Below are 13,765 nucleotides of genomic sequence, written 5' to 3' on the forward strand. Positions count from 1 at the left end.
GAAATAATAAACTACCGGTCAATTAAACGAAAAAAAGGCTGCCCCATATGTTTCATGGGATAGCCTTCCTAGCTGAATTAACTTGTAGGTATAACTTCAATTATCCATTCCAGGGAATCACCGATGGACAGGGGTACATCGCCGCTCACATCAACCAGCTGGATTCGAAGCGTATATGTTCCAACGTGAGCTTGCTGCCAGCGGAACAGGATATCACTCCCATTCCCTTCCAGATCCATGTCCCCGGCCGTTAAACCTGCGTTCACCCGGTATACCCCTCAATATCATCTATTGAAATGTAACATGGATCTGTACAATCTCGGAGCGGGAGCCCAGACGAATCGGCGGTCCCCAGAAACCGTAGCCCGAGGACACGATGGAATGCATCTGGCCTTTTTGCAGATACCCCCAATCATTCTCGAACATGGCCTCCGTAATCAGATGTGCCGGGAATACCTGCCCGCGGTGCGTGTGCCCAGAAACGATAAGGTCTACGCCCTGCTGCTGTGCTTCCTCCAGCGCATTCGGCTGGTGATCGAGCACAAAGATCGGCTTGGATAGATCGGACCCATCCATGATCGTGGACAATTCGGCCCGCTCCTGATCCTGTTTATCCCGTCTGCCAACCAGCGTCAGTCCCTCGACCGTCAATTTCTCATCATACAGCACGGTCATGCCGCTATGCTCAAGAGCCGCGATCAGTTCCGGCATTTCGCCATCGAATCGGTCATGATTGCCAAGCGAGGCATACACGCCATACGTTGCCTGGATACCGGCCAGGATCTGATCGATCCCCTGGCTTAAATAGGCATCCAGATCGTCATCGATGATATCGCCTGGAAACAATACCAGATCCGGCTTTAAGTCATTGATCTCCTTCACCATGCGGGCAGCGTGGGCTTTACCTGACAGAACGCCGAAGTGCATATCGGACGCCATGACAATATTCAGCTCCTCAAGTGTGCCGGCGTCCTTGTCCACGCGAATATCATATGCGCGAACCGTTGGACTATAAGCATTAAAAGAACCGAAGCCGATCACAACGACCAATAGCACCAACACGATAAATCCCGCCGCCTTCTTCAGGCCCTCTCTTCGCAATGCCGTCAATCTTAACAGCCACAGCATGATGTGCATCAACGGGAGCAGGATGATCAGGACATAGAAAATAGCCATCCAATACGATCCTATCACGCTCAGCACCGTGAGGTTACCGAAGAACCGCCCTGAAATAAACGATGTCGAAACAACGGTCAGCACGACTATGTATATCCATTTGAGCATAATGGACGAACCCGGTTTCATCCAGCTCCATACGCTTCGGCCAATATAATAAACCAGCAAGCCGTAAATCAATAATGCTACGATTCCTGCAAAAATAAACATCTCCATCCCCTTCCGTACATCCATTATAACAAGCGGATTTCACGAATCCCAGCGGACGCTAGCGAAAGGCAGATGGGGTTGTTCATTTCTTTCCAAGTATCATAATGATCTCCAGCAAGCCGTTATAAGCCCGTGCGTTGTTTAGGCAGCAGCTCGTTCAGCAGCGATTTCAGATTACGGTCTTCCGTATATTTTTCTTGACCCATATCGAGTTCGTTCACACGTATATAAGTATAACTTTCCGTGGGATTTTCCGGTTTAAATAGAAGCTCATCATGCGGGTCAGGTACCACCTTATACTCCATTTCATGAAACATATCGAGCAGCTGCTGACCTGTAGGATTCTCTCCTTTATCAACAAAAATCAATCCTCGGAGCTTCTTGGGTCCCTCCTTATGTCCCACTGTAAAATGAACGATGCATTCCATGCTCATTCATCCCCCTTCTCTTGGTTGTCATGATTGCGATTGAAGACCGCTTCATTCATACTCTTGCCAGCTACAACATTCATTCCCACCTGCCTGCGGTTCTTAAGCAAATAAACGCCAAGATAAATCCCGGCGTTCCTTATCTTTATGTTTATTACATTGTACGATGAACCATGATGCCTAACTGTGATAAAAGTCACTTCTGGGCGGGCCTCCTCATGTACCAGTCGGAACCCTAGGCCGTATTACGATTGCTATCCTCGTCCATTGGGTCAGAATCAGCTTCATCATCCGCTGGTGAGTTGGATTTGGATTCAGCCTTGTCTTCCTGAGCTTCAGCGTCGGCTTCCGCATTAAGGTACTGGCTCTGAATCAGACCAAAGTGCTCTCCATAACGGGCTTCCAGCTGCTCACCCATGTCCTGTTCAAGCTGGAACAATACCATCTCCTGAGTAAAATGGTGCAGCAACAGCTCCGCCAGTACCGGATGCTCCGTGATGACCGCTCCTGTATCATATTCCCCGCCGCGCATCCCTAGTATGCACCACTGCCGATCCACAACAAAGGAGAATTTCCGGCCGCCTCCCCGGCGCTCCGCAAGTCCGTTCCACCCAGGCCACGCCAGCGTTCTTGAGAGGCCTTGGTCCGGGCCGTCACAAGCCCACAGCACCTTGACTCCCCTAGCCTCCGCCTCAGCCAGCGGTTCACGCAGAAGCGAAGCTTCTTCACGCCAGACGTCAACCACGATCTCCTGTTTCGCTCGCTTCAATTCCCGGGCGAGAACATCAAGCACCGCCTGATCTCCCTCCATACTGAGGAAGGGAGCGGCCGTGCCGCTTCCTCGCGGCAAGCTCTTCTCAACAAAAGCGAGTGATGCCTCCACACGGCCGGATATCATCCTCGTCAATTCCTCCGGTTTCAGCGAACGGTAACGGACGGGTTCCCCGTCCATTCGCTCAAGTGCCCCTTGCCGCTCCAAACGCTGCATGGCTGCATAGACATTAGAACGTGAAGCTCCAAGTCGTTTTGCTACCTCATAACCACCCGCCGGCCCATACTCGGCAAGGTCTACCATAATTTTCGATTCAATCTCCGTAAATCCCAAATTCCGCAAATGATGCAGCAATTGTTCCATAATATTAGTCCTCCCAAGATGCTCGAACGCTTGCTCTATCATTCACACTGTCTTATTCACACTCGCGCAAGGGCATGATCGTCCGAATCCCTATATCTTAAATCTGTTCAGCTCCACAGCGCGGACACCATTTCGAGCCTTTTGGCAGGTCGACACTGCAAATCTGGCACTTCACCATATCGCGCGTCGCCTCATCATCACCAACATAGTCCTGACTTTGGTTATTCTCCTGCCAGAAACGAATGCGGCGGTCCAGTTCCAGCTGCCTCTCCCGCTCCCGCTCGAGTTCTTCCCAGTGACGGCGCTCCTTCTCCTGCTCTTCCTGCTCGATACGCAGCTGTTCCGGATCAACCTCAGGTTCAGAGAGATCCAATTCCTCGTACTGCCGTTCCGGCTCCGGCTCATACATGTCCGGCTCGTATGGATCCGGATTCGAACGGTAATCGTAGGTAGGCAATTCATCCTGTTCCTGTTGTTGTTCTTCAGCCGCTGCATATTCATGTTTATCAAATACGATCTTACGTTCAGACTCCCTTGGTTCATCCGATGCTGACTGCTCAGGGTGAATCAAATTAGCAAGCTTGTTTCCGCAGTACGGACAGAAATTCGCATCCAGCGCGACCACCCGCCCGCATTCACAGACCCGCTCATTCTTGAGGACCGCAATGCGGTTCCGAATCGCTTCAATTTGCTCCTGCAATCCATCGCAGGTTTGCGCAAGCTCAACCATTTCTTTTTCTGCCATCGTCATGTCCTGCTGACGGTAGCCCTCATAGAACACTTTACCCATCTGTAAGTAATATGAGTTCTTCTGCTGTTCGATTTCGGAAATTTGGCTGTTGAGTTTATTCACTTCCACCACGTGCTGCGCCTTTTCCGTTGCGCGGTTGGCTCCGTCCTTAAGCTTTTGTAAAATATTCATTTATGAATCCTCCTCTTTCTCATATCCCGATTCACCGGCGGGCCGCCGGCACATTGTCATATCACTTCATTAAGGTTATTAACGATTTTTAACTAGCCATAAACCGGCCATCCCATATTTTTACCGTTCGCATACTACTCGATGTGATGATCTATGCTCCTCATCGTCCAGTATACTGCCGCCATGGTGATTCTATCATACCAAATTCCTTGCCCCATGTGAAAAAGGAAGCCCCTTCCAACTGCACGGCTGATTCATCCCGGCCCCGAACGTGTATATGATTAGAAAACTGGACAGTACAATGCCGGATACTGTCGGCTCAGCCGCATCCTATGCCGTGCAGCCCTTAGCTGCCGAAGTCTGGAGGGATTTAATATGACAAACGATAAAAAGACGTATTATGTTTCAGTCAATCACAACCTGATCCAGGATGTACCGAACGATACGAACGAATATGTTGTATATATGGATGATGAAGAGGTCTCAAAGCTGAGGGGGCTGCTCTATGAAGTCAGCAGCAGCGATCGGTATGCGTTTAAACGCACATTCGTCCCTTACAAGTCGGCAGATCATGACGATGCTGCCGAGCAATACGACGAACGAACGATCAATCTCTACCACTTTCTCCATGAACATGGAGATGAACGCACCCGCAAAACCATTGAGGACATGAACATCATCAGCAAGCTGACCGACACCGGCTACGATGATCCCGGTTATGAGGACTCGCCATTAAATAAGTAAAGACCGACCGCATTTAGCGGAAGTTTTTCTTGCGAGATCAGGATGGTAAGCCTCTGAAGTTTATGCTCTCTTATCTCTTAAAATACGAATGAATCCCGGAGCCAAGCCGCCCCGGGATTCATTCGTATAACAAGAACATCGCCCGGTCCTGCGCAGGTCCTGTTCTACTTTATAGATTCGCAAGCCAGGGTACAAGGATAAAAAGTCCCGTTTATCCCACGACTATTAGCACAGCTTACAGTTTAATGTTCGCCTCATCGAAGTATTCCTCCAGCGTCAAGCCGCTATCGGCAATATCCGGCGCCAGATCCTTGCCTACATAACGGATATGCCACGGCTCGTATACATAGCCGGTAATATCCTCGGCCCCTTCCGGATAACGAATGATAAAGCCGAATTCCGGCGCGCGTTGCGCCAGCCACTGCCCTTCCTCCGTATGACCGAACGCTTCCTCCAGCGCATTGCCTGCGCTAGGGCTGGACACGTCTATCGTAAGGCCTGTCTGATGCTCACTCGTACCCGGCACCGCGCTTACACGGTTAGCCTCGGCTTCCCCTTTGGTACGAACATTATTCTCGTATATCGTTTTTTGACGGGCATAAGAACGGTATCCCGATACAGCCCGGAGCTCGATGCCGTCTGCTTTGGCCGCAGCGAACAATTCCTCGAGCGCGTCCGCCGCTTCTTTTCTCAGATGCCGTTTTTCGTGCGGCTCATCAAAAGAAAATGGAACATCCGGCTCCACGAGGTCACTTGGTTCATAACCATCCGGCAAGCTGCGCTGCTTATTCACAACCACCGTCATCGCCTCTGCGTTGGTTACAACCTGCTTGCCGCCGCTTTCCTGGATCGTGGCCTGAAGCGCATTCTCGCTCCGCTTCGCCATGACCGGATCCGCCGGCTGATTCTCCGCCCCTGTCTCTTCATTGCCCGCGCCGCCCTCGGGAAGCGTGTTTCCTTCCTGGCCCTCAGCCGGCGACTGCAATTCCTGACCCTGTTCCTTACCGGAACCCGCATCATCCGATTGACAGCCTGCCAGAATGGCTCCTGCTAACAGCAAGGATGACAGCATTGCGCTTGTAAATCGTGTTCGTTTTCCCGAAAATGCATTCATCTATGGCTTCTTCCTTTCCCACGGTTTGTCCTGCTTCCATTGTACCTTATTCAGAATGAGCAGAACAAACGAGCGGCTGTCGCAACATCCCGGATAATCTCCGTTTACGTCAGAAATCCGGCAGATTGCCCCGATTTATGGCGCCGTATCTATCAAATTCATTACAATTCTGTGATGGATTGGTAACCTTACGGCGACTTCAAGCTGCGGCGCTTCTGCTCGGCTTGCTTGGCCGCGCTGCGGGCAATCACGCTGAGCGCTTTGGACGCGCCGCGAACACCAGGCAGTAAGCTTGTCCAGTCGCCGACTGGGCCCAGCTGATCTGCCGGAGGCGGCGGTGACAGCTGCACCGCCAGCTCGCTAAGCTGCGGGCCGGGCCGGTGCAATCGGCCCTCGGCCGCCGCTTCGGCCACCCATTCGCCCGGAGAAGGGCCGGACGGCCCCTTCTCCTTCGCGCGGGCGGCCTGCTCAGCGGCAGAGCCGCCTGCCTGCGGCGGAGCTGCTTTGGCCCAGGCGTCGAACACGCCGGCCAGCAGCGCTTCCTGCGGCAGCCCCAGCAGCGTCAGCTGCTGGAGCGGCTCAACCGCAAGCCGCAGGGCCGCAGCAGCCAGCAAGGCTGCGGCGTGCCCGCAGGCCGCTTGGCCGCAGGTGCAGCGGGCAGCGGCGGCCGGCTCTTCGCCATGCAGGGGGGACGGCGCCAGCTCGGCCAGCCAAGGGGCGTCCTGCCCTGCAAGCAGGCGGTACAGCGCCTGCGGGTCCTCCTCCAGATAAGCCAGCACGGCCTCGCGGGCAGCAGGGCTTAGCGTCTTTACCTGAACGCTGACCTCATAGGTCCCCGAAGATTCGGGCGCTCCATCCACTTTCCCTTTTAACCATCCGGGTTCGATCACCAACCCGATCCGTTCGGCCGATTCCGCAGATTCCATAACCCACACCTCCTGGCGTCCATTTTTGTATGCCTTTTTACGCTGCTTCACGCGCCGTATGCAATCCGTTTACATCCAATCCTGCTCTTGCAGCTCGATCAACTGGCGAAGCTCACCGTCCGACATTTCCGTCAGCCATGTTTCGCCCGACCCGACCACCTGCTCGGACAACGCCTTCTTCTGATCAATCAGCTCGTCAATCCGTTCCTCCAGCGTTCCCTGAGAAATCAGCTTGTGCACCTGAACGTTGCGATGCTGGCCGATCCGGAATACACGATCCGTCGCCTGGTTCTCAACTGCGGGGTTCCACCAACGGTCATAGTGGAGCACATGGTTTGCACGGGTCAAATTCAGACCTACGCCCCCGGCTTTTAACGACAGAACAAAAAACTCGGTCCCCTCGCCTGCCTGGAACGCCCGCACCATCTCATCCCGCTCCCGTTTGGGCACCCCGCCATGAAGGAAATACGGCTCCTTCCCATATTTACGCCCAAGCATGCTTACCAGCAATTCACCCATGCCCACATACTGGGTAAAAATCAGTGCGGATTCTCCAACATCCGCAATGCTGTCGAGAATTTCAAGCATGCGCTCCATTTTGCCCGAGGACTCCGCACGCACCGCGCGTCCTTCGTCGCGTCGAAGCAGCTGCGGATGATCGCATATCTGCTTCAGCTTGGTGAGGGATGAGAGCACAAGTCCCTTGCGCGCCATGCCCGTCCGGCTTTCGATCTGTCCCATCATCTCATCGACAACCGCTTGGTACATCGCACCTTGAACCTCGGTAAGCGGGCAATACGATTTCAATTCCAGTTTCTCCGGCAGATCCTTGCGGATATCCGGATCGCTCTTGAGTCTGCGCAGCATGAACGGAGATACGAGCTTATGAAGCTCGCGGAATCTCTCCTGCTGCCCCTCTCCCGGCGCATATCGCTGACGGAAGGTGTTAAAGGAGCCGAGATATCCCGGATTAAGAAAATGAAAGATCGACCACAGCTCCGCCAAACGGTTCTCCACCGGTGTTCCGGTCATGGCAATACGGTGAGGCGCGGATAATTTCATGACGCTCTGCGCCTGCTTCGTACGGTAATTCTTAATATATTGCGCTTCGTCAAGCACCACACTCGACCACTGGATTGCGGATAAATCACCGCCGTCTCTTCCCGCCAAATGATAGGTGGTCAGCACGATATCATGATTGGCTGCTTCCTGCAGGAAGTCTTCTCCACGTAGACGTCGAACGCCATGGTGCACATGCAAGGTCAGATCCGGTGCAAATCGCTGAATTTCCCGCTGCCAGTTACCCAGAAGCGAAGTCGGACAAATAATCAGCACCGGACCGCCAGCCGATTCCGTATTGAGACGCTCCAGCAGACAGGTAATAACCTGTACCGTTTTTCCAAGTCCCATATCGTCGGCAAGGCAAACACCAAATCCTAAATCGCGCATCACGCTAAGCCACTGGTACCCCCGTTCCTGATACGGTCTCAGTTCGCCGTGAAGCGAGGAAGGAATCGGGCGAGACGGCAGCTTGCGGGCCGTTTCGCCATCCAGTAAGGAGGATAGCAGACCGGTTGTCTCCACTTCTTCGATAAAGAGACCTTTCCACATGCGTTCTCCATCCATATCAGCGCTAAGATGCATCCATTCCGCAAGCTCCATCTCGCCCTTTTCATGGCGCTTCATGAACCGGAGCACTTGGTTGATCTCCTTCAGATCCACCTCAACCCATTCTCCGCGGAACTGGACATAGGGCAGATTCTGTTCGGCCAGAAACTTCAATTCTTCGCGCGTCAGAGATTGGCCTCCCATCGCTGCGGAGATTTGAAAGCTGACCAGATGCTCCATGCCGAGCACCGGCAGAGGATGCGCTTCACCGGATGGTCTTGCATCCGGCATCATTTTGAGAGATAAGCCGACGCGGCGGCGCCCTTCCCTGCTCCACCGTGAAGGCATTTGAATCGTGACTCCGCTTGCCGTTAATTTCGGAACCGATTCCTTCATAAATGTGGATAAGCGGTCAAGCGACAGCGATACGCTCTCGGGAGCACGCCCGTACAAGCCAGCGGCCAGCTCCGGTGCCAACTCTGCCGCTTCTCCCAGCTTCATTAACAGCTGCAGTTGAACCCTAGAATACATCCGTCCACGGATCAGCTGATCGGATTCCGGATTTCCCCAAATGCTGCGGACGGGCATCAATAAGCCTTCATCCTCCTGACTGCGTGCCCAGAAGGACACCTTCCAGTCCTTCCGGCTCTCATCCAGGGGTGGCTCAAGCCGCAGCCCAAGTCCAATGGTCCCGTTCTCGGGAGGCTGATCCTCCCCACTGTCATATGGAAACGCCGTCCCTCCAACACGTTCAACGGCTTCCTCCAGCTCGCTCACTTCCTCAGCCGTCCCTTGAATGGGAATGTCCCGACTGACGGTCAACAGGCTGTTCCACCACAGCTCGGCCAGCGGAGATTGTCCCCGCCGGTAGTTCGCCAGATAGGTCCGCAGCTTATCCTCCGATTCGCGGACAGCCGCCCGGACTTGGCTGTCGATCACGCCGCACAGAAAAGAATACAGCACAATAGCCCCTGCTTCCTCACGGGTAGAAGGATCGAATCCGGCAAGAGCTGCCGGCGTCCCGATCGCAATGGGCGGGATATTCGCTGCCAGCTGCAGAAAGCGCGCTCCATCCTCGGCAGACAGCTGCGGCTTCCATACCGCCTTTATGTTTTGCATCGTTGTCCGGCGCCTGCCTACGGAAGGCACCTCGGCCGTCCCTGGTGCAATCTTCCCTTGCAGGAGCAGCTCCAATGCGAATCTGCTTGCTTGTACCCAATATTCCATTTCTTCGCCAACGCTTAGGCCCTGAGTCTGGTAATACTCAGGATCCAGCGAGATCAGCAATTGAAATGCGTCTCCCGGTGTCAGAGCAAGCCCTTCCATCGTCCGTCCGCCAAGTGTCTTCCGTTCCGGACGCCGTGCGCTTTTCGATCCGAGAACTTTGGCCGGATATCGGAGCTCGGCAAGCCGGAGGGAAGCGTTAGCGAAGGGACGGATTCCATCCGGTCTGCGAAAGGTACGGACCACGCGGCTCCAAGCATCCACTCTCGGTTCCGAAACCTCACCGGAAAAACAAAAGAATACGTCACCTAACCATACGCCATAGAGCGGTTGATTCATCGTTGTCTCCCGTCTTTTCCTGCTTTATAGATATTATTACTATCTTATACGATAGCTTCAACATTTCAAAACGAATGCGAAATCGTTCTCACGCCAAAATAACGTCAACCTTTATCATACCATGTATTTACTATTTCGTAGTGATCTATGTATTGCAGAATTCTCCTATATAGGTTAATAAAATATCTCTAATCTTATGCAATCTCCGGTTACCACCAGTAGGAAAATTCCAAATTTTTTCGTTTTTATGCGACCCTAATGCCGATCGACCGTATGTAGATCATACGATTAGAGTTCGGGAGGGTATTTCATTATGAGTTTTATTGGCGTTGGTATTATCGGGATTTTGACATTATTACTGGGATTATTCTTCTTCCTTCTTCACATTGCCGTCTGCGTATGGGGTTATAATGACGCCCGGCGAAAAGGCCGCAGCCCCGAATTTGCGATTCTGGTTGTGCTGGGCTTGTTGTTCTTCCCTGTTGTTGGTCTCATTATTTATTTGCTGATCCGAAATAATTATTAGTCATAAGCATGCTCCGCTGCTTCTTCCCCTTGACCACAGGGCATGCTTATCAACGATAGAGACGGTGCCACAAAGCTAAAGTAGTGATTACCAAGAAATAAAAAGGTCGAAGAACAGCGCTCTAAACGAGTCTGTCTTCGACCTTTTATAATGCATAAGCTGTTCCTTGGGGACAGCCTATTTACGCCAATGGATCATTTCGATGGCATAGCGCTGCTATAAACGCCACCCTCGTGCTTACTTCGCCTTCAAGCTTTCCCATGATTTCTGAATGCCTTCGAACAATTGGTTCTTGTCCACATTGCCAGCCACATAACCTTGCATCTGACTGCCGAATTCATTCATGCCGCCGTCAGGGAATTTGTTGAACTCCCAGCTGAGCGCTTTGTTCTCTTTGCTGTATTTCATGACATCGTTCCCCAGATCACCAAGCGTCTCGCTGTTTGCTTCGATACTGGTCAGTGCTGGGATGAACTTGAACTCTTCCGTAATGTAACGTTTACCGGTCTCCGAAGTGACGAGCCAGTTCAGGAATTCCTTCGCTTCATCCTTCACCTGCGATTTATTGTTCACGACCCAGTTGTTTGGCACGCCGATCGGAAGCTTGTCATTCTCTTCGGCATTCTCATTGATCGGCATCGGCAGAAGGCCGATGTTCAGATCCGGATTGATGCCGTCGATTTGCACTTGCGTCCAGTTCCCGTTCTGGGTCATGGCCGCTTCGCCGCTGGCAAAGGTCGTGATTTCCGTGTTGTAATCCGTCGTCAGCGGGTTCTTCTGGCCGTATTGGACGGTGAGGTCGAACAGTCTCATCCATTCGTCGAATTTCGCGTTGCCTACCAGCTTCTCCGTGCCTTCATTCATTCCTTTGACGAATGCATTCGGATCTTCCTGATGGGCGAACGGAATGTTCAGCAAGTGGTTAGCCAAAATCCAGGTCTCTTGGTATCCGTTCACGAATGGTGTAATACCGGCTGCTTGCAGTTTTTTGGCTGCTTCCTCAAGCTCTGTGAGCGTCTTAGGAAGCTCGGTGATTCCCGCCTTTTCAAACAAATCTTTATTATAAATAAATCCATAACCCTCGATCGTCATCGGTTGTCCGTACAGTTTACCGTCTTTGGTCATAGGCTCTTTGGCAACGTCAACAACATCCTTCACCCATGGCTGGTCCGAGAGATCCTCGACATTCTCGAACCACGTTTCAAGATCGCGGTATCCGCCAACGTTGAAAATGTCCGGCTCGTCGCCGGAAGCGAACTTCGCTTTCAGCGCCGCGCCATAATCCGAGCCGCCGCCAACCGTTTGTATGTCCAGCTTAATGCCGGGATGCTCTTTTTCGTATTCGGCTTTCAGTTTATTCAGAGCCTCGGCGATTTCGACTTTAAATTGAAAAATCTTAATCGTTTTCGTTCCGCCTTCGGCACCACCATCAGCGCCTTGATTGTCCTCATTCTTGCCGCCGCAGGCTGCAAGCAGCGTAGAGAAAGCCAGAACCATGACCAGGAGCAGCTTACCGTATTTCTTCATTGTGAATCCTCCCTTTTTTTCTTCTATAAGGATCGTGTACTGCATTTGTTGATAGCGTTTACTTTTCCAGTATAATCAACCTTTTTTCGTTAAATCAGGGATTATATTGATCTGTGAGGGGGAAGGAATTGACCGATTGGCGGCTATCCCTTCACCGCTCCTTGCGTAATGCCCTCAATGATGTATTTCTGCATGGCCAGGAAGAAAATAATGACCGGCATGATCCCCAGCACCAGCGCCGGCAGAGCCAAATCCCACTGCTTGGTATATTGCCCAAAAAAGGCGAAGGTAGCAATCGGAATGGTCCGAAGCTCTGCGGACTGCAGGATCAAGGATGGCAGCAGATAGTCATTCCATATCCATAGGGTGTTCAGGATGATGACCGTAACGAACATCGGCTTCATCAGCGGGAATACCACCCGGAAGAATACGCCGTATCCGCTGGATCCATCCACGGTTGCGGCTTCTTCGATCTCCATCGGGATCGATTTCACGAAGCCATGGAACAGAAATACGCTTAGCGGAACTCCGAAGCCCAGGTAACAGATAATGAGCCCGTACAAGCTGTTGTTAATGCCCAGCGTTGCCGTCACTTTCACGAGCGGAATCATGATCGATTGAAACGGAATGACCATTGCCGCCACAAACAGTGCAAACATGATCTGGTTAAAGCGCGTGTTCCGGCGAACCATCTGATAAGCGGTCATCGCACTTAACATCGCCAGCAGCAGATTGCTGGCTACCGTAACGGCCAGCGAGTTCCAGAACGCCTGCGGGAAGTTGGTGATATCCCACGCCCGTGAATAGTTCCTCCATTCAAGGGTGGTCGGAAGTCCTGCCGAGTCCGTCAACAGATCGCCGAAGGTTTTGACAGAGTTCACGAACAGGAAGTAGAACGGGACCAGGAAGAGCAAGGCTACGATAATCATGATGATCTCGGTGGCCATGGTGTTCAGCCGGTATTTTCTCGTGGTCTCCATTACGCTTCAACCTCCTTGCTCTTCGTGAATCGAACCTGCAGACTTGTTATGATGGCAACCACGATGAAGAAGATGACCGCCTTCGCCGTTCCGAGCCCGAGACGGTTATTCGTATAAGCCTCGTTGTAAATATTCATGGCCACCGACTCCGTGGAGCCGAACGGTCCGCCTTTAGTTAAGGATAGGTTCAAGTCGAACATTTTGAAGGACCAGGAAATCGCCAGGAACAAACATACCGTAACCGCTGGCATAACGAGCGGTATAATGATAGACCGCAGTACCTGCCCTCTGCTCGCGCCGTCGATTTCGGCTGCCTCCAGAATATCCTTCGGCACGTTGTTGAGCGAGGAGATGTAGATGACCATCAGGTAACCGGCCGTCTGCCATACGAAAACGATTACAATTGCCCAAAAGGCAGTTCCCTTCGTGCCGAGCCACGGCAGATTGAAGAATCCCAGGTTGGTCGCATTACCGATCGCTGCAAACCCTTTGACAAAAATAAACTGCCAGATAAAACCGAGCAGCAGACCGCCGATCACGTTAGGCATGAAGAAAATCGTCCGGAGCACGTTCCGTGTTTTAAGCGGCTTGGTCAGAAAGTACGCCAGTAAAAATCCGAGCAGATTCGTAAGGATGACGCCAAGCACCGTAAACCGGGTTGTGAACCAGAAGGCATCACGGAATTTATCATCATTGGTAAAGATGGTAACAAAATTATCAAAGCCGACAAAGTCGATTTTGCTTGACACGCCATTCCAGTTCGTGAAGGAATAATAAAGACCCAGAAGGAACGGAATGATCATGATCAGGATGAAAAAAATAGTGGAGGGTCCCACGAAAAGAAACTGCTGCAGCAGCGCCGAAGATTTTTTTCGATTCATCCCTTGATCTCCCCTTTTCGTTAAG

Annotated in this window: 13 protein-coding genes; 2 read left to right on the forward strand and 11 right to left on the reverse strand. The window is 52.2% G+C overall.

The genetic code is table 11. The features are described 5' to 3' along the window. Window positions 1-77 precede the first annotated feature (77 nt). The 5 genes from ACQKPA_RS10810 to ACQKPA_RS10830 all read right to left on the reverse strand — a co-directional run bounded on the left by ACQKPA_RS10810 (window position 78) and on the right by ACQKPA_RS10830 (window position 3,871). A complete protein-coding gene (locus ACQKPA_RS10810) occupies window positions 78-266 on the reverse strand; it encodes a hypothetical protein (RefSeq protein WP_427492044.1) in 189 nt (62 codons plus the stop codon). A 22-nt stretch (window positions 267-288) separates the two neighbouring features. Beyond that, complete coding sequence (locus ACQKPA_RS10815; RefSeq protein WP_427492046.1) at window positions 289-1,386, reverse strand: metallophosphoesterase; 1,098 nt, start codon at window positions 1,384-1,386, stop codon at window positions 289-291. Window positions 1,387-1,508: 122 nt separating this feature from the next. Next, complete coding sequence (locus ACQKPA_RS10820; RefSeq protein ID WP_427492048.1) at window positions 1,509-1,814, reverse strand: hypothetical protein; 306 nt, start codon at window positions 1,812-1,814, stop codon at window positions 1,509-1,511. Window positions 1,815-2,049: 235 nt separating this feature from the next. Further along, window positions 2,050-2,949: a TrmB family transcriptional regulator gene (locus ACQKPA_RS10825; RefSeq protein ID WP_427492050.1), complete on the reverse strand. Its 900-nt coding sequence runs from the start codon at window positions 2,947-2,949 to the stop codon at window positions 2,050-2,052. Between the two features lie 97 nt (window positions 2,950-3,046). After that, a complete protein-coding gene (locus ACQKPA_RS10830; RefSeq protein WP_427492052.1) occupies window positions 3,047-3,871 on the reverse strand; it encodes a zinc ribbon domain-containing protein in 825 nt (274 codons plus the stop codon). Window positions 3,872-4,246: 375 nt separating this feature from the next. Between ACQKPA_RS10830 and ACQKPA_RS10835 the strand changes: the two genes are divergently transcribed. Beyond that, window positions 4,247-4,615: a hypothetical protein gene (locus ACQKPA_RS10835; RefSeq protein ID WP_427492054.1), complete on the forward strand. Its 369-nt coding sequence runs from the start codon at window positions 4,247-4,249 to the stop codon at window positions 4,613-4,615. A 235-nt stretch (window positions 4,616-4,850) separates the two neighbouring features. Here ACQKPA_RS10835 and ACQKPA_RS10840 read toward each other — a convergent pair whose 3' ends face one another. The 3 genes from ACQKPA_RS10840 to ACQKPA_RS10850 all read right to left on the reverse strand — a co-directional run bounded on the left by ACQKPA_RS10840 (window position 4,851) and on the right by ACQKPA_RS10850 (window position 9,826). Next, the gene (locus tag ACQKPA_RS10840) at window positions 4,851-5,729 is read right to left on the reverse strand and encodes a M15 family metallopeptidase (protein WP_427492056.1); all 879 of its coding nucleotides are present in this window, start codon (window positions 5,727-5,729) and stop codon (window positions 4,851-4,853) included. 188 nt (window positions 5,730-5,917) lie between these two features. Beyond that, a complete protein-coding gene (locus tag ACQKPA_RS10845) occupies window positions 5,918-6,655 on the reverse strand; it encodes a hypothetical protein (RefSeq protein WP_427492058.1) in 738 nt (245 codons plus the stop codon). Window positions 6,656-6,724: 69 nt separating this feature from the next. Continuing rightward, window positions 6,725-9,826 (reverse strand): DEAD/DEAH box helicase, encoded by a 3,102-nt coding sequence (locus tag ACQKPA_RS10850; protein ID WP_427492060.1) that lies wholly within the window; start codon window positions 9,824-9,826, stop codon window positions 6,725-6,727. A 313-nt stretch (window positions 9,827-10,139) separates the two neighbouring features. On the opposite strand from ACQKPA_RS10850, the gene ACQKPA_RS10855 reads away from it, so the two are divergent. Then, a complete protein-coding gene (locus ACQKPA_RS10855; RefSeq protein ID WP_427492062.1) occupies window positions 10,140-10,352 on the forward strand; it encodes a PLDc N-terminal domain-containing protein in 213 nt (70 codons plus the stop codon). Between the two features lie 237 nt (window positions 10,353-10,589). Here the strand turns inward: ACQKPA_RS10855 and ACQKPA_RS10860 are convergent, their stop codons facing one another. The 3 genes from ACQKPA_RS10860 to ACQKPA_RS10870 all read right to left on the reverse strand — a co-directional run bounded on the left by ACQKPA_RS10860 (window position 10,590) and on the right by ACQKPA_RS10870 (window position 13,740). Next, the gene (locus ACQKPA_RS10860; protein WP_427492064.1) at window positions 10,590-11,879 is read right to left on the reverse strand and encodes an ABC transporter substrate-binding protein; all 1,290 of its coding nucleotides are present in this window, start codon (window positions 11,877-11,879) and stop codon (window positions 10,590-10,592) included. A 143-nt stretch (window positions 11,880-12,022) separates the two neighbouring features. Then, the gene (locus ACQKPA_RS10865; RefSeq protein ID WP_427492066.1) at window positions 12,023-12,859 is read right to left on the reverse strand and encodes a carbohydrate ABC transporter permease; all 837 of its coding nucleotides are present in this window, start codon (window positions 12,857-12,859) and stop codon (window positions 12,023-12,025) included. After that, window positions 12,859-13,740 carry a carbohydrate ABC transporter permease gene (locus ACQKPA_RS10870; protein ID WP_071222084.1) on the reverse strand — a complete coding sequence of 294 codons (882 nt, stop codon included), beginning with the start codon at window positions 13,738-13,740 and terminating at the stop codon, window positions 12,859-12,861. The genes ACQKPA_RS10865 and ACQKPA_RS10870 overlap by 1 nt, the downstream gene beginning before the upstream one ends. Between the last annotated feature and the right edge of the window lie 25 nt (window positions 13,741-13,765).

This window comes from Paenibacillus sp. NPDC093718, assembly GCF_050279985.1.
Lineage (GTDB): Bacteria > Bacillota > Bacilli > Paenibacillales > Paenibacillaceae > Paenibacillus_AQ.

Coding starts and splice junctions, on each gene's coding strand:
- ACQKPA_RS10855 (WP_427492062.1), top strand. CDS start 10,140: ATGAGTTTTATTGGCGTTGGTATTATCGGGATTTTGACATTATTACTG.
- ACQKPA_RS10835 (WP_427492054.1), top strand. CDS start 4,247: ATGACAAACGATAAAAAGACGTATTATGTTTCAGTCAATCACAACCTG.
- ACQKPA_RS10870 (WP_071222084.1), bottom strand. CDS start 13,740: ATGAATCGAAAAAAATCTTCGGCGCTGCTGCAGCAGTTTCTTTTCGTG.
- ACQKPA_RS10865 (WP_427492066.1), bottom strand. CDS start 12,859: ATGGAGACCACGAGAAAATACCGGCTGAACACCATGGCCACCGAGATC.
- ACQKPA_RS10820 (WP_427492048.1), bottom strand. CDS start 1,814: ATGGAATGCATCGTTCATTTTACAGTGGGACATAAGGAGGGACCCAAG.
- ACQKPA_RS10825 (WP_427492050.1), bottom strand. CDS start 2,949: ATGGAACAATTGCTGCATCATTTGCGGAATTTGGGATTTACGGAGATT.
- ACQKPA_RS10845 (WP_427492058.1), bottom strand. CDS start 6,655: ATGGAATCTGCGGAATCGGCCGAACGGATCGGGTTGGTGATCGAACCC.
- ACQKPA_RS10840 (WP_427492056.1), bottom strand. CDS start 5,729: ATGAATGCATTTTCGGGAAAACGAACACGATTTACAAGCGCAATGCTG.
- ACQKPA_RS10860 (WP_427492064.1), bottom strand. CDS start 11,879: ATGAAGAAATACGGTAAGCTGCTCCTGGTCATGGTTCTGGCTTTCTCT.
- ACQKPA_RS10830 (WP_427492052.1), bottom strand. CDS start 3,871: ATGAATATTTTACAAAAGCTTAAGGACGGAGCCAACCGCGCAACGGAA.
- ACQKPA_RS10815 (WP_427492046.1), bottom strand. CDS start 1,386: ATGTTTATTTTTGCAGGAATCGTAGCATTATTGATTTACGGCTTGCTG.
- ACQKPA_RS10850 (WP_427492060.1), bottom strand. CDS start 9,826: ATGAATCAACCGCTCTATGGCGTATGGTTAGGTGACGTATTCTTTTGT.